The organism is Morganella psychrotolerans (assembly GCF_965118875.1).
GTDB classification, from domain to species: domain Bacteria; phylum Pseudomonadota; class Gammaproteobacteria; order Enterobacterales; family Enterobacteriaceae; genus Morganella; species Morganella psychrotolerans_C.
The window spans coordinates 299,300-319,164 of the sequence record NZ_CBCPJD010000006.1; the positions used below are offsets into that span (position 1 = coordinate 299,300).

Here is a 19,865-nt window from a genome sequence, read left to right on the forward strand (position 1 = left end):
AGAACTCAACATTATGTCAAGAACTCAAGGTGAGAAATTGCGAATTATGCGCAACTCAGAACAGATAACAAAAAGAGAATTAGCTGATATGGCTGGTCTGAACTACGCGACCTACCACGGTTACGAAAGTGATAAATCTAAGATGACATTCGAGTCCGGAGTGAAAATATTTTCCACTCCATTGTTTAGAAAATACCGTGACTGGTTTATGTTTGATGAAATCAATCCCGAAGCTGGTCAGATAGTACCGGCCCTCGCACACAGTGGGCAAGACGAAACAACATCTCCCCGCTCAGACAAGAAAACTGGTTAACAATACATCAGGATTTTTGTGAATTTATTGATTCGCAAAGTCTTTGCGCCTTTGGAGGGATTTCTTATGTCAATTAAGAAACTCGAAGATGGTCGCTATGAAGTGGACATTCGTCCGACTGGCCGCAACGGAAAGCGCGTCAGAAGGAAATTTGATAAGAAGTTTGAAGCCGTTAATTATGAACGGTATGTGATGGCCAATCACTCGAAGGAATGGGCGCCGAAGTTAACCGATAACCGCAAGTTAACGGATATCGCGGAACAGTGGTGGGATTTGATGGGTAAACACCTTGACCACGGAAGGGATCAAAAAAACAGAATTGATATGTTTTGCCGTGAGATGTCAGACCCTGAAGTGTCGAAGATGAACAAATCTTTTATATCGCAGTATTGCCAGCTACGGATAGCCCACGGTGTTAAGGCGTCGACAATTAATCGTGAAATCACAGCGGTACGGAGTGTTTTTACTTACTTAATTGAAACCGGTCTCTATCACGGCGAACACCCTTTCAGTGGCTTTAAAAAGCTGAAAGAGCAGGCTACGGAAATGTCATATCTGACGGACGAAGATATCAGCAGGCTGCTGACCAATCTCAGTGGAGATGACTATAATATTGCGGTTCTCTGCCTCAGTACCGGCGCACGATGGAGCGAAGCAACCCGGCTAAAACGTGAACATGTCATTCAGAGTAAAATACGGTTCACCTTTACCAAAACCCGCAAACCCCGAATTGTGCCGATTTCTGATGACGTTACCGACATGATATGTGCAGGGAAAAACGGACTGTTGTTCCCTGATATATCGTATCAGCGCTTTCGGAAGATTTTAAAGGAAGTTAAACCAACGTTACCGAGCGGGCAGGCAACACACGTTCTGAGACATACGTTTGCAACGCATTTTATGATGAACGGCGGGAGTATTCTGACTTTACAACGGTTGCTGGGGCATGCGAATTTAGCTCAAACGATGACGTATGCACACTTTGCTCCTGATTTTCTACAGGATGCAATAAGTCTGAACCCGTTAAAAGGTAAGGCCATGCTCAGGTGAAAGTGTCCACACGATGTCCACAGATGGGCTGTTTTATGCTCCCTGTAGCACCTTGCACCCCTATGATAACACTATGTTTTTATTGGGAACCTTGATAAATCAGAAATAAATAACGCCGCAAAAGCGGCGTTATTTACTCGGCGTCCCGATAAAGCTCGATAGTTGGCGTAAATTAAGCGCGCAGGAAATCGATATGTGTCAGTTTAGGCTTGAACGGGTGACGTTGCACTGCCTGTACTTTCACTTTAGTTTCTTTACCATCGACAACCAGAGTCAATACATCGTAGAAACCAGGTTTGTTTTCTTGGTTGATCAGTTTATCGTGATCAAGTTCGATGGAAACAGGCTCCTGGTTGCCACCGTAAACGATAGCCGGGAACTTGTTTGTGCGACGCAGGCGGCGGCTCGCACCCTTACCCTGATCTTTACGTAATTCAGCAATAATAGTAATCATGACTTTTCTCTTTGAAAAGAGTAAAAAAATCTCTGCTACAGGCGACCCAGCAGCAAAGTCGGTATTTGGCTTCCGCCCGGATTTACCGAGGATGAAGCGGCGTGTATTTTACCGAAAATGCAGGCAAACGGCAAACGAAACCCGGTATAAAACAGGAAAAGCGGAGTATAAGATCACGTCAGACTATCAGATTTACGAAAACGCCCCTGATAATCAAAGATTTTTTCACGAATTTGCCAATAGGGTTCTTTTTTGCGCGCGACAATAAAATCAGGGTAACGCAGCAGGATTTGCTGGTTAATCACCGATTGTGCATCCTGCCAGTTAAACGGAACACCCGGCGCACGTAAATGCTGCACCAGAAACTGTTTTTCAAACACAAAGCGCTGTGCCGGGGTTGTCAGACGGAAACGCTCACTGACGGATGTGCCATCCTCGTCATAATAATTAACGGATAACCATTCACCGCGATTATCTGCGCCGGGGGTGAGTGTCATGCCGCCGCAGCGTAATACCAGTGAATTTTTCAGGCGCAGCGCAGCTTTGAGCATATCATCAGGATCACTGAGAATTTCATCACAATGGCAGCAGCGCCGCGCGGCAATATCATTTTCGCCGTTGCAGGACGGGCAAAGCTTGAAACGGAAACGGAAATCGCATTGATGGCGGGCGCAATTATCATCGGTATCAATAATTCCCTGACAGCGGCGGCCATAGTGCTCAATAATGTGCCCGTCGTCAGTACATATTCCCCAGAAGAGGTTAGCGAATCCGCAGAGCGGGCAAAATACCTGCACCGGCTGACTTTTGCTGTTTGGTTTGTGAGTCCCTACTTCCGGCATAAAGAGATCATGCGGGTTTCCGGCATAGTCGAGGATAAGACACTCTGTTTTCCCGGGGGACAGGCGCAATCCGCGTCCGGCAATCTGCTGGTAAAGACTGACTGATTCGGTCGGGCGTAAAATAGCAATGACATCCACATGCGGAGCATCGAACCCGGTTGTCAGCACGGAGACATTCACCAGATAGTGAAGTTCGCGGGCCTTAAAGGCGCGAATCACCGCTTCACGCGCCTGTGCCGGGGTATCGGCGCTGATTAGCGCAGCCTCTCCTGCCGGCAACAGAGTGACAATCTCAGCCGCGTGTTCCACTGTGGAGGCAAATACCATGCAACCCTGACGGGGTGCGGCGTATTCAATAATCTGACGGACAATCTGTGGTGTGATACGTTTTTGTTTTTTCAGTTCCCGGCTCAGTGCCTGTGTATCAAAAATACCAAGGGAACTGACCGGCACCTGACTGAAATCATAATGCAGAACCGGCATATCCAGGCGCTGAGGCGGCACCAGATAATGATGATTTATCATGTAGCGCAGCGGCAGTTCATAGATACAATCGCGGAAAAAACACGAGTCTTCACCGCGGATCATGCCATGATAGTGATATTGATAGATCCAGCCGCTGCCGAGCCGGTAAGGGGTGGCGGTCAGTCCCAGTATCCGCAGGCCCGGATTGGTTTTGCGCAGATGCTGTATGACCTGCTGATACTGGCTGTCTTCACTCAGGCTGATGCGGTGGCATTCATCTATAATCAGCAGGGAAAAGGCGCCGCCGAAATCGTCAGTATTACGCGCGACAGATTGCACACTGCCGAATATCACTTTTTGTGAGGACTCTTTTTGTGCCAGCCCGGCTGAATAAATTCCTGCATTTAATCCATAAGCGTGATATTTGCTGTGATTTTGTTCAACCAGCTCTTTCACATGGGCAAGCACCAGCACCCGTCCGCGCGCAAGCCTTGCCAGTTCTGCAATGACCAGACTTTTCCCGGCCCCGGTCGGTAAAACAATGACAGCCGGTGTGGTGTGTTTGCGGAAATAGTGCAGTGTGGCGTCGACAGCCTCCTGCTGATAGGGGCGCAGGGTGAAAGCCATGAATAACTCCGGCGGGTTGGTACAGAAAACAGGGTAATAAGCATATCACACTTCAGGCGTGATAATTGACTGCGCACCTGGAGATAAACTGCGGGAAAGGCGCTGCTATTCTGATGCTTTGTTGTTATAATTATTTCTGCTGTTATTATCAAAATAAATCTTTCACACTATCTGCCAGTTGCGCTCACGGGCGCGTCATTTTAAGAGACAATCATGCGATTGGATAAATTTCTTGCCCATCAGACGGGCATCAGCCGGGCCCTTGTTGCCAGAGAACTGCGCACAGGGCTGGTTACTGTTGATGGTGAAACTGTGAAAAGCGGTTCACGTCAAATCAATGCGGACAATGAAGTGGCCTACGACGGCAATATCATGTCGCACGTTACAGGCCCCCGTTATTTTATGCTGAACAAGCCGGAGGGCTATGTCTGCTCTACGGATGACCCGATTAACCCGACAATCCTCTATTTTGTGGATGAGCCGGTTGCACATAAATTACATGCAGCCGGACGGTTGGATATTGATACCACCGGGCTTGTGCTGATGACAGATGACGGTCAGTGGTCCCACCGTATCACTTCACCGAAACATCACTGTGAAAAAACCTACCGTGTAACACTGGATGCGCCGGTGGCGGACAATACTGCAGTTCTGTTTACTCAGGGTGTGATGCTCAACGGTGAACAACATCCGACCAAACCGGCCCAACTTGAGATTATTACAGCGCAGGATGTGCGTCTTACTATCTCAGAAGGGCGTTATCATCAGGTAAAACGGATGTTTGCGGCGACCGGTAATCATGTCAATGCGCTGCACCGCGAGCGGATCGGTGGCATTGTTCTGGATGAGGCCCTGGCGCCCGGAGAGTACCGCCCGCTGACTGATGAGGAAATTCAGTCAGTCCTCTGAAGACCTTATACCCGACGTCATTCAAGCTTCAGCCAACGAACCTGCGGTTTGAATGAATAAGGGTATATAACGAATTAAATACGGAGTAACAGGCGTGCAATCGCAACGTTCGACTTATTTCGGCCTGATTTTTATTCTGGGCCTGTTATCGATGCTGATGCCACTGGCAATCGATATGTATCTGCCAAGCATGCCGACCATCGCCCGTGACTTCGGTGCCTCTGAGGGTGATGTTCAGATGACCCTCAACAGCTATCTGATTGGCTTTGCAACCGGGCAACTGGTCTACGGACCGATGGCGGATGCTCTCGGACGAAAACCGGTTATTCTCGGCGGGACGCTGATTTTTGCGCTGGCTTCTGCGGGATGTGCGCTGTCGCAGGATATCGATACCTTTATCGGTATGCGCGGGCTGCATGGTTTTGCGGCTGCGGCTGCCAGTGTGGTGATCAATGCATTGATGCGGGATATGTTCACGAAAGATGAATTCTCCCGCAGTATGTCTTTTGTTGTGCTGGTGATGACAATAGCACCTCTGATTGCGCCGATTATGGGCGGTTTGCTGATGTTGTGGTTCAGCTGGCATGCCATTTTCTGGACAATTATGGTCGCGGCGCTGATCGCTGCCGTACTGGTACTCTTTTTTATCCGCGAAACTCTGCCGAAAGAGCGGCGTCAGCCATTCCGCATGCGCACGATGCTGGGGCAATTTGTTGTCCTGTTCCGTCAGAAACAGGTGCTTTGCTATATGGTGGCCTCCGGGTTTTCATTTGCAGGTATGTTTTCGTTTATCTCTGCCGGTTCTTTTGTGTACATCCAGCTTTATGGCCTGACGGAGCTGGAGTTCGGATATTGTTTTGCACTGAATATCGTCTTCCTGTTTATTATGACGACGATTAACAGTCGCTATGTCCGGCGCTTTGGTGCGCTGAATATGTTGCGTACCGGGCTTGTGGTACAGCTTATTGCCGGATGCTGGCTGATGTTTGCCGCTATTGCTGATCTTGGTTTTATTGCCATTCTGATTGGTGTCGCCTGTTATGTGGGAAATATCGCCATGATCACCTCGAACGCAATGGCGGTTATCCTTGATGACTATCCGCACATGGCGGGAACCGCATCATCTCTGGCCGGTGTACTGCGCTTTGGTATTGGTGCCGGTGTGGGTGCGGTGGTGGCGTCGTTTGAAATGACCACGGTCTGGCCGATGGTCGGCGCGATGGCATTGTGTATCCTGTTTGCGGCGTCATTAGTATTGTACGCCCGGCGTTTTGCCTGAGTATTTTCCCTCTGCCGGCTTGGGTATTCACCTGAGCCGCAGTTCCCGGAGTAAGATCAGTAATTGTCGAATGATTATCCGGCTCAATTATCTGCATAGTTTCAGGTTGATCTTAATCATAAAAAGTTACACTAATGTAAAGGCATTTTCTGGTTGAAAACCGCGCATAAACCCACGCATTGATACCTTGTTTTTATAATTAACTGATTTTAAATTACATTTACGCGTATACCCGTATTTTCACCGGGAGATTATATCCTTATAAATTCAATTTAGCCTATATGATATAAAATAAACCAGTTGAGAAAATTAACAAAACAGTATACAAGTAGGGTCAAATGAATTAATGATGTTAATATTCAGCTAAAAAACATAATGTGTTTGCTGGCTGAGTCTGAAGTTTATAACCGGTGTTTTACTTTGTCTGATCATTTAATGTTCGTTTTTCCCGTGCAATGGTACCGGAAAAAGTAATGTCAGATAATCCACCGGCACAGCATGACAGGATGATAGTGTGAATAGTAATGCGCTTTCGGTTGTTACCCGCTTACCACAACATTACCGGCTGTCCGGTCATGATACCGGACAGCGGGTGGAAGCTTTACCGGAGACCCGTGTATACGGGGAAGAGAGCCTGAGAGGCTTAAAATTACTGAGCCATGGCCATAAATCAACACATGATGCGCTTTGTATTATCCGGGCGCATCTGGAAGGATTACAGATTGACAGCGTGATCCTCACCTGGGAAGGTGAGCCGTGTTTATTTTTGCGCAGTGGTGATGAGGGTATGGCACTGTGTGCGCTGAAAACAGCAGGTGCTGCGATTGCGGAAAATATATCTGCTCTTTACCCGTTCTGAATTGTTATTAACAGAACCCTCAGGGTGTTGTACGCAGAGTTAATGAGCCTGACATAAATAAAAAAGCTTCCTTTTCAGGAAGCTTTTTTATTTATAAAGCTATGTTGCAAGGGAAGTACAACATTACTTCATTAAACGACGTCCGTCATAATAACGGTTGTTCCAGTACTTATCTGTCATATTCGAAACCATTACACCATTTGATGTGGATGCATGGACGAATTTATCGTTACCAACATAGATACCGACATGACGCTGGTATTTGCCGGTCTTAAATAAGACCAAATCACCCGCCTGTAATTTTGTGCGCTTTACACTCTTACCGGCACTTTGTTGTTCTGCTGTGGAGCGGGGCAGATCCATACCAAACTGGTCACGGAAAGTCTGGCGGACAAAAGCAGAGCAATCAATACCTGAACGGGTAGTGCCACCGAGGCGGTAAGACACGCCTTTCCAGCTGGCATACTGAGACATCAGTTTAGATTTTACATCAACATTATTTACTAACTGTTCGAATTCATCCTGAGACGCTTGCAAGGCAAAATTATTTGTACGGGTTTCAGATTGAACTTGACGTGCTGTATTCGGTGATGTGCTGCATGCCGATAACGTCGCTGCGATAATCAAAGCCGGAACTAACCGGATGACATATCTCAGAATTGGTTGAGATGTGACCATGTATGCGTTTTCCCTTGCAGTCCTTATGTGACAAATGCCACTGAAATAAACAAAACATATTCACACTAGTTAAATACACTGAGGTGCGCAATACGTTTATATAAAAAACGTGTGGAACAACACATTTTATATTCAGCACAATTATTTAGCACAGAACCAGCCGTCATCAGATAATGATGTATTATTGATGAAACTAATCTATTCATAATAATCGAACGGATTGATACTACATAAAGGAACCTGAAATGGCGATAGGTAAAGGCGGTTATTTACAAAACATTAAACTTGTCAGTAAAAACAATCAGAAAAGAATGCTAAATATGTTTATTTAATGTGAAATAATCTTTGTTATATCGGAAATACGGGGCATGCGCTGAACCAAAAAATTAACACATAAGTCACTCAGAGGGGTCAGAAGCAGCCAGCTCATACTGATGAGTGTCAGTGACAATGAGCCTATTATAACATCAGTAAACCAATGGGCGCCTGCCATAATTCTGGGCAGAGAGAACATAATCATTATCAGCACAGCGGCAGGGACGTAACGAAATCCGCCGTAGCGCCAGACAAAAGCAGTAAAAATCATCAGCATCAGTCCGTGATCGCCGGGAAAACTGTGTTTGGATGCATCTTTTGTATAAATACCCGTGATATCACCAATCCGGTTCGCCTGCTCAACTGACAGTGTCGGGCTGAGGCGGTCAAAAGGGAGCACCTGACCAATCTGGTTGATAATAACCGCACTTACCACCATCACAATGCCTGCCATGACTAACCTGCGCTTACCTGCGGTATCTTTGCGGCGAAATATTGCGTAATACAGTGTTCCCATCATCAGCAATGAGGTGAGATCAAATGCCCGGTTATTAATAATGGCAATAAAGGTGGCCAGAGAATGCCGGGAGGTGAGCGGGTCGTTGAAAAAATGAAACACGGCGTTGTCAGGATATGTCCAGAGGTTATAGCCGACAGGCAGGTACCAGGACATAAACAGAAACACAGCTGTCAGACTGAGGACCAGGGGGGCGGTGAGGTGTTGCACGGTCATTCTTTAATCCGTTGATAATACCGGGAAACTGAGTAAAAAATTACGTCTCTACTCTGGCAGAATTACGATGGAAACCGGTAGGCAAAAAGAGGGAAAAAATAAAATGTTATTTTAATGTAAAAAGTGTCAATTTTAAGATCTGCGCTATAATAGTGTTAGATGAACAAGAAATGGATAACATGCACAGGGCGGAGGCTCAGTAAAGGGAGTTTCAGGACAAAGCTCCGACAGGGTATTAAAAAAACAGGGCTGAATGTTATATAACCGTAAAGATTAGTGACATATTGTCGATAAAGAATAAGCGAATTTTTTTCATTGTGGTGGCAAACGGACTGCTCCGCAACAGACTACCTAACGAGGTATACCATGAAAAAGCTATTATTCTTTATCTCTGTTTTCGGCATGTTACTCAGTAGTATTGCATCAGCTTCAGAGACCAAAAATCGTGGATCGTCAGGCATTATCATATTCCACGGAGCTATTGTTGAAGGTCCTTGTATGATGGATTTTCAGACAAATGATATCAGCTCCCGTTGTTACCGCTCAGGGATGAATAAGGAACAACTCAATACAAAAACGATTACCAAAAAAACCACATCACTTGCAAATCTGATCCCCGCCAATGTCGGGCATGCAAAACTGCAATGGATAGATGACAGCAAATCATTGGCAATGGTGGTTGTCAGTTACCTCTGATGCAGAACAAGTCTCATTGTCAACTGTAAGCGGAGGAAACCGGTGATCGTGTGATGTAACGCACCACGGCACCCGTTTCCTCTTCTTTTCTTTCACTTTCCGCGCTATAACAAAGATAACGTTAACAGGCGTTTGTCAGAATGAAAGTAACAGCGGGGTGCCTGTGTGAGTCATCTGAAAACGGTTATCAGTTGTATACTGTTTAGCTTATCCGCAATTGTGACGTGTGCATCCGCAATGAATGAAGGTTCTGTTTTGCTGGCAGGCAGTGTGGTGAATGCGGCATGTGAGGTTCGTGTACTGACACCGGACAACCTACAGATCGGAAAACAACCGCACAGGCAATTACCTGCTTTCGAATATCGCTGTTTGCGTGATGGCAGATCAGACAATATCCGCGACACCATGACGGACGGTGAATTATCGGGGGGACGACTGCCGCAGTCGGCGGGTCGGACATCCTATGTTGTGCTGAGTGAACAGCGCGGTGAGGGCTATTTGCGGGTGGATTATTTCTGAGCGGAAGGATAAAAGCACCTGAGTTATCCGGTTTCCGCAGGTGGCAGAAAACCGGTAACCCGGATAACAAACCGTTATTTATTGACTGAGCGAATTAATCTGCGCGGCTCATATAACGGCGTTCCGCGATGTGAATACGGATTTTTTCACCGGCACTCATATATTCTGGTACCTGAACAACCAGTCCGGTCGGCATTGTTGCCGGTTTTGTCCGTGCGCTGGCTGATGCCCCTTTGATTCCCGGAGTGGTTTCCACGATCGTCATATCGACTGTCTGAGGTAATTCCAGCGCCAGAACCTGGCCATCCATTGTCAGCACCTGCATTCCCGGTAAGCCTTCTTCGGGAATAAACAGCAGTTCGTCTTCGATCTGGTCTTTTTTCATCGGATACGGAGTGAAATCTTCATCATCCATAAACACATACTCATCGCCATCCACATAGGAGAGCTGAACCGCGCGGCGGGACAGTGTTATGGTATCCAGAATATCATCGCCTTTAAAACGCTCTTCCACTTTTTGCCCGGTACGGACATCGGTGAAACGCATTTTATACAGTGTGCTGGCACCGCGGGCGCTTGGTGTCTGGACATCGACATCTTTGACGATCAGCAGTTTGCCGTTATAGCTGATTGCGCTACCGCGTTTAATTTCATTGGCTTTAGCCATAGTATGTCCTGTTACTTAATGATGCCCTTATTCATTCAAACTGCAGGTTCGTTGGCGGTCAGAGCTTGCCGCCTGCCTGCATTCTGAATGACGTTGGGCATATATTGATTATAAAAGAAGCCGGAACAGCCTCCCGATTGGCGACAAAATTACGCGTAGTTTTTCCAATGTGCAAGTCTAAATTACAACCGTGGTGCTGAGAATGAAAAACACCCGCATACCTTACGGTTGCGGGTGTTAACAGGTCGGTAATCAGCGGTAAACAGGCAGTAAATTCATCATCGATAAAATATGGGTTACTGCGTTAATGACGCCGAACAAAATAATAAAGATAATCATCGCATCGCCGCCCGGGACCCGGTATGCCGCAGTCGGATTGCGCCGCCGTGTGGCTTTTGCCATCAGTGCCGGAACAATGACCGCCCAGATAGTCGCTGCCAGTCCGGCAAAGCCGATGGCATACAGGAAACCGTCCGGATACAGTACAGCCAGTACTGCCGGCGGAATAAAGGTAAACAGGGCTGATTTAAGGCGGCCGGTACCGTTATCTTTAAATTTAAAGAAGTCGGCAAGGTAATCAAATAACCCCAGCGATACCCCCAGAAATGAACTGGCCAGCGCCATATAACTAAATAAATTCAGCAGATTGACCGTTACATCACTGCGGATCACAGCTTTCATCTGACCTAACAGCGCGGTGATATTACCGCCTTCAGCCATGACTTGTTTAAAGTTCGCGCGCGGCACATTACCCTGCGCGGCAAACTGCCATAAAATATAAATAACCAGAGAAATCAGGGAGCCGATAAACAGGCTGCGCACCACAGATTTGGCATCTTTCTGATAATATTTTACCAGTCCCGGGACATTTCCGTGGAACCCGAAAGAGGTCAGAAGAAACGGCAGAGCCACCAGCGCATAAGGCAGATAATGCGCATCCGGGTCTGCGGTATTAAATAAAATAGCCGGTTTAAATTCTGTTACCATTCCGCCGGCGGACATCACAAACGCGATAACCATACCGCCGATAAGAATGGTACACAGGCGATCAACGGCTTTGGTCGAGATCCAGACTATTACAGCAACTACGGCGGCAAACAGGAGCCCGCTCATTGCAGGTGTTACCGATAATCCCCGCGCAGACAGGTTTTCCTGAAGCATTGAGCCGCCCGCAGAAATATACGCGTAAGTCAGAATATACAGGACAAAGGCAATAGACAGTCCGTTAATTGTCGCCCAGCCGTTGCCGAGTAAATCTTTGGCAATAGTGTGAAAGCTGGAGCCGGTAGGGTAATTCAGGTTTGCTTCCAGAATCATCAGCCCGGACATATACATGCAAAACCAGGTATAAATCAGCAGCAGTACAGAGCCTGTGAACCAGACACCCGCCGTCATAACCGGAATGGAAAACATACCCGCACCGACTGCAGTACCGGCGATAATCATGGCACCGCCGAGGACAGAAGGGCGTTTGGTCTGGGTTATTGCATCACTGCTCATAAAATTCTCCGGTTATTTGGTTCTGTATATTTTAGTTCTGTGTACTAGCTTGATGATACGGTTGTGTTTAAAGGTTGTAAAGCAGATAAACAGGTAAATTCATGAATTACGATACGAATGAGTAATTAATGAGCACCTTCCGCACCTGACTGAGCAGCGCAGGAAGGTTCAGCGTGTTATTTTTTCAGGTAAAATTGTTGTGTCTGCCACAGATGGATGGCATTACGGCTGGCTTCAAAGTGTGGCTCGGGCAGGGTATCAGGGCTGCACCATGTAATAGCGCTGAATTTATCCGGCTCCTGAATAGCTGGCAGGGTATCACTGTCATAGTTTGCCAGCAGACAAACAGACACTGTGTGTTTTCCCTCTTCCTGATAGGTTTGCAGGTTATTACACAGCCCGATAACCTGCGGGTTGTGCAGGGTAATACCAACCTCTTCCTCAATTTCACGGATAGCACAGGCTTCAAAGGTTTCCCCGGGATCAACATGACCGCCGAAGATTGACCAGTAAGGCGCATGTTTTCCGCTGCGTTTTCCCAGCAAAACCTCACCTTTGTTATTGATAATGATGACACCGGTGCCGACAACGACTGACATTGTTCTGTCCTTATTCTTAATCAGATTACAGGTGCTATGTTACACTGCGGCCCGCCGGGCTGACAGCGTGTTTTATTTTGACAGGGTCTTCCTGCAAATTGAATGATTCAGAGCATAGAATATCCTGTCGGGTGTGTTATAACTGAAACGATTCAAAAGTGGCTTATTTGTCACGCCACTGAATATTAATAATGTTTATAGCCGCTTAGCCAATAATAACTTAGGGAGCCTCCGGCTGATGACCCGTCGAGTAGCCACTATTACCTTAAATCCGGCCTATGACCTGGTAGGGATGTGTTCATCCCTTGAGCTGGGCGAGGTGAATCGTGTCAGAACTGTCGGGTTACATCCTGCGGGAAAAGGCATCAATGTGGCAAAAGTCCTGCGCGATCTTGGCGTGGATGTCACCGTCAGTGGTTTTCTGGGAAAAGAAAATCAGGAAGAGTTTCAGTATTTTTTCAGTGAAAACGGGTTGGCAAACCGCTTCCATGTCATCCCCGGTCGCACCCGGATTAATGTCAAACTCACGGAAAACAGCGGGTCAGTGACTGATCTTAATTTTTCCGGTTTTCGCATCGCGGAAAGTGAATGGCAGAAATTTATGACCGATTCGCTTACCTGGCTCGGGCAGTTCGACATGGTGGTGGTCAGCGGCAGTCTGCCTGAAGGCGTTGAACCTGCGTGGTTTACTGCCTGGATGAGCAAGCTGCGTCAGTTATGTCCGTGCATTATTTTTGACAGCAGCCGGGAAGCGCTGGTGGCGGGGCTGAAAGCCACTCCGTGGCTGGTGAAACCCAACCGCCATGAGTTGGAAATCTGGGCAGGAAAACCCTTGCCGGAACTGACTGATGTTATCACCGCCGCTCATGCGCTGCGGGATAAAGGTATTGCTCATGTGGTGATATCATTAGGGCAGGAGGGCGCGTTGTGGGTTAATGCGTCCGGTGCCTGGCTTGCCAAACCACCGCACTGTGAGGTGATAAGCACAGTTGGTGCAGGGGATTCGATGGTCGGCGGGCTGGTGTATGGTCTGCTGATGAGCCAGAGCAGTGAACACACACTGCGGATGGCGACAGCGGTTTCCGCACTGGCGGTGAGCCAGCCCGGCGTCGGTGTTCGTGACCGCGCTGAACTGGCTGCCATGATGGCCAGGATTACATTGAACCCGGTTTGAGCCGGGTTATTTCGCCAGAGATTTCAGCCACGCAATTTCCTGCGGCCAGATATCCGGATTAACGGTTTCCAGTACCATCGGAATGCCGTTAAACCGCTTATCTTTCATAATAAATTCAAACGGTGCATTACCGATTTTTCCGATACCCAGACTGTCGTGACGGTCAACGCGGCTGGCGAATTCACTTTTTGCATCATTAAGGTGCATACCTTTCAGATACTCAAATCCGACTACGCGTTCAAATTCATCAAACGTCGCTTTACAGGTTTCAGCCGTCCGTAAATCATAGCCGGCGGCGAAGGCGTGGCAGGTATCGATACAAACGCCGACCCGTGATTTATCCTCCACGCCGTCAATAATGGCGGCGAGCTGTTCAAAACGGAACCCGAGATTTGTTCCCTGACCGGCGGTGTTTTCGATGACAGCAATCACACCGGTTGTCTTATCCAGCACAATATTAATGGATTCAGCAATGCGTTTCAGGCAATCATCAACTGCAATTTTATTCAGAAAACTGCCGGGATGAAAGTTGATACGATCAATCCCTAACTGTTCACAGCGCTGTAATTCATCCAGAAAGGCATCGCGGGATTTATCCAGCGCTTCCTGCTCCGGGTGTCCGAGGTTAATCAGATAGCTGTCGTGAGGCAGGATCTGACCTTTGCCGTAGCCGTATTTTTTGCAGTTGGCTTTGAATGTCGTAATGACGTCTTCCGACAGGGGAGCCGCTTTCCACTGGCGCTGATTTTTGGTGAACAGGGCGAATGCTGTGGCACCTATTTCATGTGCGCGTAAAACGGCCTGATCAACACCGCCTGCGGCGCTGACATGTGCTCCTACATATTTCATTTTTTATTCTCCTTCTTTGTGCCGATTATGGCACAAGGAAAAGGAGATTGCAGTGACAGGTGGTCGCGGTCGCACAACCGGGATAACCGGTTCAGCTCAGGAGTGATGGTATAACCAGGTTGATTGCCGCGCCGCCGATAATCAGCCAGACGAAGAGCACCAGCGCCATCAGCATCGGTTTAATTCCCGCCTGACGGATAGCACTGACGTGTGTGGTTAAGCCCAGCGCTACCATTGCCATTGCCAGTAAAATAGTATCTAGAGTGATTATGTAGCTAACAATCACTTCAGGGATCAGATGGAATGAGTTAAATCCTGCCACAAGGATAAAGAAAACGGCAAACCACGGAATAGTGATTTTTGATTTTGTCTGCGCACCACCGCTGGCTTTGTTGTTCAGACGGCTCAGGTATTGTGACAGGATAAGCAGGAACGGCGCGAGCATCATCACGCGAATCATTTTACTGATCACCGCCGCATTTTCCGCATCCGGGCTAATGGCATGACCAATCGCCACAACCTGTGCCACTTCATGCACGGAAGACCCCGCATACACCCCGAAACTCATCTCATTAAACGGCAGCCAGCCGAGGGTGGCATTCAGGTGAAACAGCCACGGATACAGAAAGATCCCGAGTGTCCCGAAAATAACCACGGTTGAGATAGCGACGGCAACCTTACTGGCGGGCGCTTTCACGACCGGCTCTGCTGCCATGACGGCTGCGGCACCACAGATACTGCTGCCGGCACCGATCAGGATCACCGTTTGTTCATCCAGCCCGAACCATTTACGCCCGATATACATTGCGATAAAAAATGTGCTTATCAGCATAACGGCATCGACAATCACGCCGCTGAGACCGACATCGGCAATTTGCTGAAAGGTCAGACGGAAGCCATACAAAATAATACCCGCGCGTAAAAAATAGTGTTTGGCAAACCCCACACCGTGTTCACATTGCGGCTTTACGTTCGGATACACCGTGTTACCCGCCACAATTCCCAGCAAAATAGCCAGCGTCAGTGCGCCCAGCCCCAGGTTAATAAACCACGGCATCTCACCGAGTAACATGGCGGTGGTTGTCAGAACCCCCGCGAGGGCAAAGCCCGGAATCAGTTTCAGCGACGTTGATGTGGCGGTGTTTTTAGTTTTTTCTGTTTTCATCTTACTCTCTGACATGTGTGGTTCTCACAAACAAATAACGATGGGCAACAGCATAGCGAAAAGCGTAATATTTTAAAAATTGATAATAATTCTATAATCAATCGAAAAATCAGGTTAGCGGTAATGGCAATGTTAAATTATAAGTATAATGTTAATATGATGATAAAAATCGGGATAAAATAAGGGATCGCTGCCATGCGCATCACACTGAGACAACTTGAAGTTTTTGCAGAAGTTCAGAAGTCCGGTTCGACGACACAAGCTTCCCTCCAACTGTCACTCTCACAGTCCGCTGTGAGCGCCTCGCTGACTGATCTGGAAAACCAGCTGAATGTTCAGCTATTCGACAGGGTCGGAAAACGACTGGTCACTAATGAGCACGGGCGCTTATTATACCCCAAAGCCGTTGCGCTGCTGGAGCAGGCAGGCGAAATTGAACAACTGTTTAAAACCGATGCGGGCGCATTACGTTTCGCCGCCAGTACAACAATCGGTAACTATATGCTGCCTAAGATCCTGGGCACGTACCGGGCGGTGCATGAAAACACCCCGTTAGAGTTATATATATCCAATACTGAGGACGTTATCAAATCAGTACTGGAATTTCGTGTGGACATGGGGCTTATCGAAGGCGCGTGTCACTCCCCTGAACTGATTACCGAACCCTGGCTGGAAGATGAGCTGGTGATTTTTTGCAGCCCGGATAATCCGCTGAGTCAGAAGAATATTGTGACGCTGGATGATTTGCAGAGAGCGTCCTGGATATTGCGTGAGCGGGGTTCCGGTACAAGAGAAGTGCTGGATCAAATCCTGTTTACCCGGCTGCCGGGCTTTCGTGTGGAAATGGAACTGGGTAATTCCGAGGCTATCAAACACGCGGTACGTTTCGGGCGCGGTGTCAGTTGCCTGTCCCGCAGGGTGATAGATGAGCAACTGCATAACGGGTTGCTGGCGGAAGTGCGTGTCGGCGGGCTTACCCTGACCCGTACACTGTTTCGTATTTATCACCGCCAGAAGCATATCTCCAATGCACTTAATACCTTCCTGACATATTGCCGCTGAGGTGGTCTGTTCTCTGCCGCCGGTTCAGCGGCGGCAATTATAAGCCGGGTGCTTATAATCCCGTATCAATTATGCAGGTATCTTATAATACCGCATATTTGCTGGGTACTGCCCCGGGATTTCGCTACAATCGTGCACAGCGGATCAAAAAGAACAACATAAAACAGGATTGTAATGTCTCAGCAAGCGAATCAATCTGCGGGTGAGCAACCCCAGACACTGCGCCGTGAATTAAAAGCGCGCCATCTGGCAATGATTGCCATCGGGGGTTCCATCGGAACCGGGTTATTTGTTGCATCCGGGGCTACGGTTGCTCAGGCGGGACCGGCAGGGGCGCTGTTAACCTACGCGATTATCGGCTTAATGGTCTATTTTTTAATGACCAGCCTGGGCGAACTGGCAGCATATATGCCGGTCTCCGGCTCTTTCGCTACTTACGGTGCAAAATATGTCGATGAAGGCTTTGGCTTCGCGCTGGGCTGGAACTACTGGTACAACTGGGCGGTCACTATCGCTGTTGACCTGGTGGCGGCGCAGTTGGTGATGACCTACTGGTTCCCGGCTGAAGAAATTCCGGGCTGGGTCTGGAGTGCCGCTTTCCTTGCGATCATGTTCCTTATCAACTTCATTTCTGTTAAAGGGTTTGGCGAAACGGAATACTGGTTCTCATTAATTAAAGTTACTACCGTTATTCTGTTTATCATTGTGGGTGTCATGATGATCAGCGGAATTATGAAAGGTGGTGAAGGTGCGGGCTGGCACAACTGGACCATCGGAGAAGCGCCGTTTAAAGGCGGATTCGCTGCGATGATCGGGGTGGCAATGATAGTCGGTTTCTCTTTCCAGGGAACGGAGCTTATTGGTATTGCGGCAGGTGAATCAAAAGATCCGGCGAAAAACATCCCGAAAGCTGTGCGTAAAGTGTTCTGGCGCATCCTGCTGTTTTATGTGCTGGCTATTTTAGTCATCAGCCTGATTATTCCGTATACCGACCCGAACCTGCTGCGTAACGGAACATCGGATATCAGTGTCAGTCCGTTCACCCTGGTCTTTGAACGTGCCGGTTTACTGTCCGCTGCGGCGGTAATGAATGCGGTTATCCTGACAGCCGTCCTGTCTGCGGGTAACTCAGGTATGTATGCATCAACCCGTATGTTGTATACCCTGGCGCGATCCGGTAAGGCACCGAAAATATTCGGTAAATTATCAAAAGGCGGTGTGCCGCGTAATGCGCTGATTGCCACAACCGTGGTTGCCGCACTCTGTTTCCTAACTTCTATGTTTGGTAATCAGTCTGTTTATCTGTGGCTGCTCAATGCCTCGGGGATGACCGGCTTTATCGCCTGGCTGGGGATTGCCATCAGTCATTACCGGTTCCGCAGAGGCTATATTGCCCAGGGCTATGACCTGAAAGATCTTCCGTATCGTTCCGGCTTTTTCCCGGTAGGCCCTATCTTTGCCTTTGTTTTGTGTCTGGGCATTACCCTGGGACAGAACTATGAAGCATTCCTTCAGGATCAGATTGACTGGGTCGGTGTGGTCGCCACGTATATCGGGCTGCCGCTGTTCCTCGCTATCTGGTTTGGTTACAAAATTACCAAACGCACCCGTTTTGTCCGCTATGGTGAAATGGACTTTCCCGGAAGCTATAAAGAACCGGGTTCTGCCGGATAGTGTGACTTATTACGTAAATTGATAAAAAACCTGACTTTATTAGTCAGGTTTTTTTTGTCTGTATGTAACAGACGCTGTTGGTGTATCAGTGACATTGAAACTAATTTTATCGATTAAGTCAGATGTTTTATCTGTTAATTTCATAAATACAGTTGCGTTATCTTTCGATATATCGTTATCACCGGAAAGATAGACAGATTGTAATGAGGAAGATAATTATTCCGTATTGATAAGAGTTCTTATTTGCTTTATTGTTATCGCCAATTTCTGACAGATAACAGGAGTCGGCAACGTGAAATTAATTTCTGTAGCAAAGGGGCTCAGCCTGAGTCTGGTGGCAGGTACCGTACTGATGAGCAGTACAGCATGGGCTGAAACAGTGGTTGATGCCGCAGGGCGCACAGTTCAGGTTCCGGAAAAAGTGGAGCGCATCCTGTTAGGGGAAGGGCGCATGATCCACGCTGTGGCACTGCTGGAAGGCGATAAACCACTGGCCCGCATTGCCGGGTGGCAGGGAGATTTCCGCAAACTCGACCCGCAATCTTATGCTGTTTATAAAGCTAAATTCCCTGAGATCGACAATATCCCGCTGATTGGTAACACCACATCAGACAGTGTCAGTTCAGAAAAAGTGTTAACGCTTAATCCGGATGTGGCTATTTTTGGTCTGGCCGGTCACGGACCGGGTAAAAACAGCGAACTCGTCGGGCAACTTGAAAAAGCCGGTATCCCGGTGGTGTTTGTTGATTTCCGTAATGAGCCGCTAAAAAATACGCTGCCGGGCATGCGTGTGCTGGGTAAAGTGCTGCACCGTGAAGAGAAAGCCAAAGCTTTTGAAGATTTCTATCAAAAGCAGATGAAATTAGTGACGGATGTGACAGACAACATCCCGGAAGATAAAAAACCCACTGTCTTTATTGAACTGCGTGCCGGGTCATTCCCTGACTGCTGCGGTACTGCCGGTGATGGTAATCTCGGTAACTTTATTGATCTCGCCGGGGGCAAAAATATCGCTAAAGCGGTATTACCGACCCCGCTGGGGACAATGAACCTGGAAAAAGTGATTGCGGTTGACCCGGATATCTATCTGATCAGCGGCGCAAAAGAGCCGGGCAGTACAGATGCCGGTGTGCAACTGGGCGCGAAAGCGACAGAAGCAGAAGCAAAAGCCAGCCTTAAAGCCATAACAGAGCGCAAGGGTATTAATACTCTGACGGCGGTGAAAGAAGGGCGTGACTATGCCATCTGGCACAACTATTATAACTCCCCTTATAACGTGCTGGCCGCGCAGATGTTCGCCAAGTGGTTCTATCCGGAGCAGTTTAAAGATTTAGATCCGAAGAAAACCATGGATGAGATGTACAGCCAGTTCCTGGCAGTCGAACCGACAGGAACATACTGGGTCAGCGGTAAATAATATTAAGTGTCAGCAGGTA

20 protein-coding genes are annotated in these 19,865 nt (G+C 48.0%); 11 read left to right on the top strand and 9 right to left on the bottom strand.

Annotated features, from left to right (window positions below):
- Nucleotides 1-13 precede the first annotated feature (13 nt).
- Together ACMHKJ_RS08810 and ACMHKJ_RS08815 are read left to right on the top strand one after the other, a co-directional pair.
- Nucleotides 14-313 (top strand): helix-turn-helix transcriptional regulator, encoded by a 300-nt coding sequence (locus ACMHKJ_RS08810; protein WP_413493192.1) that lies wholly within the window; start codon nucleotides 14-16, stop codon nucleotides 311-313.
- A gap of 66 nt (nucleotides 314-379) precedes the next feature.
- Nucleotides 380-1,363, top strand: coding sequence for a phage integrase (locus ACMHKJ_RS08815; RefSeq protein ID WP_413493194.1), 984 nt, complete (start codon nucleotides 380-382; stop codon nucleotides 1,361-1,363).
- Nucleotides 1,364-1,535: 172 nt separating this feature from the next.
- Here the strand turns inward: ACMHKJ_RS08815 and rplY are convergent, their stop codons facing one another.
- Together rplY and ACMHKJ_RS08825 are read right to left on the bottom strand one after the other, a co-directional pair.
- Nucleotides 1,536-1,817, bottom strand: a complete 282-nt coding sequence (rplY, locus tag ACMHKJ_RS08820) for a 50S ribosomal protein L25 (protein ID WP_413493196.1) — start codon at nucleotides 1,815-1,817, stop codon at nucleotides 1,536-1,538.
- 173 nt (nucleotides 1,818-1,990) lie between these two features.
- Nucleotides 1,991-3,751: a DEAD/DEAH box helicase gene (locus ACMHKJ_RS08825; RefSeq protein ID WP_413493198.1), complete on the bottom strand. Its 1,761-nt coding sequence runs from the start codon at nucleotides 3,749-3,751 to the stop codon at nucleotides 1,991-1,993.
- Nucleotides 3,752-3,964: 213 nt separating this feature from the next.
- Between ACMHKJ_RS08825 and rsuA the strand changes: the two genes are divergently transcribed.
- The 3 genes from rsuA (at nucleotide 3,965) to ACMHKJ_RS08840 (ending at nucleotide 6,798) form a co-directional block, all read left to right on the top strand.
- Complete coding sequence (rsuA, locus tag ACMHKJ_RS08830) at nucleotides 3,965-4,660, top strand: 16S rRNA pseudouridine(516) synthase RsuA (RefSeq protein WP_413493200.1); 696 nt, start codon at nucleotides 3,965-3,967, stop codon at nucleotides 4,658-4,660.
- Between the two features lie 94 nt (nucleotides 4,661-4,754).
- Nucleotides 4,755-5,939, top strand: a complete 1,185-nt coding sequence (locus ACMHKJ_RS08835; protein WP_413493202.1) for a Bcr/CflA family multidrug efflux MFS transporter — start codon at nucleotides 4,755-4,757, stop codon at nucleotides 5,937-5,939.
- Nucleotides 5,940-6,453: 514 nt separating this feature from the next.
- Nucleotides 6,454-6,798 carry a YejG family protein gene (locus ACMHKJ_RS08840; protein WP_413493204.1) on the top strand — a complete coding sequence of 115 codons (345 nt, stop codon included), beginning with the start codon at nucleotides 6,454-6,456 and terminating at the stop codon, nucleotides 6,796-6,798.
- Between the two features lie 123 nt (nucleotides 6,799-6,921).
- Here ACMHKJ_RS08840 and mepS read toward each other — a convergent pair whose 3' ends face one another.
- Together mepS and ACMHKJ_RS08850 are read right to left on the bottom strand one after the other, a co-directional pair.
- Nucleotides 6,922-7,476, bottom strand: a complete 555-nt coding sequence (gene mepS / locus ACMHKJ_RS08845; RefSeq protein WP_413493206.1) for a bifunctional murein DD-endopeptidase/murein LD-carboxypeptidase — start codon at nucleotides 7,474-7,476, stop codon at nucleotides 6,922-6,924.
- A 328-nt stretch (nucleotides 7,477-7,804) separates the two neighbouring features.
- Nucleotides 7,805-8,524 carry a phosphatase PAP2 family protein gene (locus tag ACMHKJ_RS08850; protein ID WP_413493208.1) on the bottom strand — a complete coding sequence of 240 codons (720 nt, stop codon included), beginning with the start codon at nucleotides 8,522-8,524 and terminating at the stop codon, nucleotides 7,805-7,807.
- A 366-nt stretch (nucleotides 8,525-8,890) separates the two neighbouring features.
- Here ACMHKJ_RS08850 and ACMHKJ_RS08855 point away from each other — a divergent pair, with 366 nt between their 5' ends.
- Nucleotides 8,891-9,220, top strand: a complete 330-nt coding sequence (locus ACMHKJ_RS08855) for a type 1 fimbrial protein (RefSeq protein WP_413493210.1) — start codon at nucleotides 8,891-8,893, stop codon at nucleotides 9,218-9,220.
- Nucleotides 9,221-9,385: 165 nt separating this feature from the next.
- Nucleotides 9,386-9,739, top strand: coding sequence for a type 1 fimbrial protein (locus ACMHKJ_RS08860; RefSeq protein ID WP_413493212.1), 354 nt, complete (start codon nucleotides 9,386-9,388; stop codon nucleotides 9,737-9,739).
- A gap of 94 nt (nucleotides 9,740-9,833) precedes the next feature.
- On the opposite strand, the gene yeiP is transcribed toward ACMHKJ_RS08860, so the two are convergent.
- The 3 genes from yeiP to ACMHKJ_RS08875 all read right to left on the bottom strand — a co-directional run bounded on the left by yeiP (nucleotide 9,834) and on the right by ACMHKJ_RS08875 (nucleotide 12,505).
- The gene (yeiP, locus tag ACMHKJ_RS08865; RefSeq protein ID WP_413493214.1) at nucleotides 9,834-10,406 is read right to left on the bottom strand and encodes an elongation factor P-like protein YeiP; all 573 of its coding nucleotides are present in this window, start codon (nucleotides 10,404-10,406) and stop codon (nucleotides 9,834-9,836) included.
- A 252-nt stretch (nucleotides 10,407-10,658) separates the two neighbouring features.
- Entirely contained in the window at nucleotides 10,659-11,906 is a 1,248-nt protein-coding gene (mtr, locus tag ACMHKJ_RS08870; RefSeq protein WP_413493215.1) for a tryptophan permease, read from the bottom strand.
- Nucleotides 11,907-12,082: 176 nt separating this feature from the next.
- Nucleotides 12,083-12,505, bottom strand: coding sequence for a nucleotide triphosphate diphosphatase NUDT15 (locus ACMHKJ_RS08875; protein ID WP_413493217.1), 423 nt, complete (start codon nucleotides 12,503-12,505; stop codon nucleotides 12,083-12,085).
- Nucleotides 12,506-12,743: 238 nt separating this feature from the next.
- Between ACMHKJ_RS08875 and fruK the strand changes: the two genes are divergently transcribed.
- Nucleotides 12,744-13,679, top strand: coding sequence for a 1-phosphofructokinase (gene fruK, locus ACMHKJ_RS08880; RefSeq protein WP_413493219.1), 936 nt, complete (start codon nucleotides 12,744-12,746; stop codon nucleotides 13,677-13,679).
- Nucleotides 13,680-13,685: 6 nt separating this feature from the next.
- Here fruK and nfo read toward each other — a convergent pair whose 3' ends face one another.
- Nucleotides 13,686-14,528: a deoxyribonuclease IV gene (gene nfo / locus ACMHKJ_RS08885; protein ID WP_413493220.1), complete on the bottom strand. Its 843-nt coding sequence runs from the start codon at nucleotides 14,526-14,528 to the stop codon at nucleotides 13,686-13,688.
- A gap of 91 nt (nucleotides 14,529-14,619) precedes the next feature.
- Nucleotides 14,620-15,708: a YeiH family protein gene (locus ACMHKJ_RS08890; protein WP_413493222.1), complete on the bottom strand. Its 1,089-nt coding sequence runs from the start codon at nucleotides 15,706-15,708 to the stop codon at nucleotides 14,620-14,622.
- Between the two features lie 180 nt (nucleotides 15,709-15,888).
- Between ACMHKJ_RS08890 and yieE the strand changes: the two genes are divergently transcribed.
- The 3 genes from yieE (at nucleotide 15,889) to ACMHKJ_RS08905 (ending at nucleotide 19,846) form a co-directional block, all read left to right on the top strand.
- Nucleotides 15,889-16,755, top strand: a complete 867-nt coding sequence (gene yieE / locus ACMHKJ_RS08895) for a DNA-binding transcriptional regulator YeiE (RefSeq protein WP_413493224.1) — start codon at nucleotides 15,889-15,891, stop codon at nucleotides 16,753-16,755.
- Nucleotides 16,756-16,929: 174 nt separating this feature from the next.
- Nucleotides 16,930-18,429: an amino acid permease gene (locus tag ACMHKJ_RS08900; protein ID WP_413493226.1), complete on the top strand. Its 1,500-nt coding sequence runs from the start codon at nucleotides 16,930-16,932 to the stop codon at nucleotides 18,427-18,429.
- A 292-nt stretch (nucleotides 18,430-18,721) separates the two neighbouring features.
- On the top strand, nucleotides 18,722-19,846 hold the full coding sequence (locus ACMHKJ_RS08905) for an ABC transporter substrate-binding protein (RefSeq protein ID WP_413493228.1): 1,125 nt from the start codon (nucleotides 18,722-18,724) through the stop codon (nucleotides 19,844-19,846).
- Nucleotides 19,847-19,865: the final 19 nt, after the last annotated feature.

Bases quoted from the DNA above. Each gene is read 5' to 3' on its own strand.
- rsuA (WP_413493200.1), top strand. From the start codon at position 3,965: ATGCGATTGGATAAATTTCTTGCCCATCAGACGGGCATCAGCCGGGCC.
- ACMHKJ_RS08900 (WP_413493226.1), top strand. From the start codon at position 16,930: ATGTCTCAGCAAGCGAATCAATCTGCGGGTGAGCAACCCCAGACACTG.
- ACMHKJ_RS08815 (WP_413493194.1), top strand. From the start codon at position 380: ATGTCAATTAAGAAACTCGAAGATGGTCGCTATGAAGTGGACATTCGT.
- ACMHKJ_RS08855 (WP_413493210.1), top strand. From the start codon at position 8,891: ATGAAAAAGCTATTATTCTTTATCTCTGTTTTCGGCATGTTACTCAGT.
- ACMHKJ_RS08890 (WP_413493222.1), bottom strand. From the start codon at position 15,708: ATGTCAGAGAGTAAGATGAAAACAGAAAAAACTAAAAACACCGCCACA.
- nfo (WP_413493220.1), bottom strand. From the start codon at position 14,528: ATGAAATATGTAGGAGCACATGTCAGCGCCGCAGGCGGTGTTGATCAG.
- yeiP (WP_413493214.1), bottom strand. From the start codon at position 10,406: ATGGCTAAAGCCAATGAAATTAAACGCGGTAGCGCAATCAGCTATAAC.
- ACMHKJ_RS08825 (WP_413493198.1), bottom strand. From the start codon at position 3,751: ATGGCTTTCACCCTGCGCCCCTATCAGCAGGAGGCTGTCGACGCCACA.
- fruK (WP_413493219.1), top strand. From the start codon at position 12,744: ATGACCCGTCGAGTAGCCACTATTACCTTAAATCCGGCCTATGACCTG.
- ACMHKJ_RS08810 (WP_413493192.1), top strand. From the start codon at position 14: ATGTCAAGAACTCAAGGTGAGAAATTGCGAATTATGCGCAACTCAGAA.
- ACMHKJ_RS08875 (WP_413493217.1), bottom strand. From the start codon at position 12,505: ATGTCAGTCGTTGTCGGCACCGGTGTCATCATTATCAATAACAAAGGT.
- rplY (WP_413493196.1), bottom strand. From the start codon at position 1,817: ATGATTACTATTATTGCTGAATTACGTAAAGATCAGGGTAAGGGTGCG.
- yieE (WP_413493224.1), top strand. From the start codon at position 15,889: ATGCGCATCACACTGAGACAACTTGAAGTTTTTGCAGAAGTTCAGAAG.
- ACMHKJ_RS08850 (WP_413493208.1), bottom strand. From the start codon at position 8,524: ATGACCGTGCAACACCTCACCGCCCCCCTGGTCCTCAGTCTGACAGCT.
- mepS (WP_413493206.1), bottom strand. From the start codon at position 7,476: ATGGTCACATCTCAACCAATTCTGAGATATGTCATCCGGTTAGTTCCG.
- mtr (WP_413493215.1), bottom strand. From the start codon at position 11,906: ATGAGCAGTGATGCAATAACCCAGACCAAACGCCCTTCTGTCCTCGGC.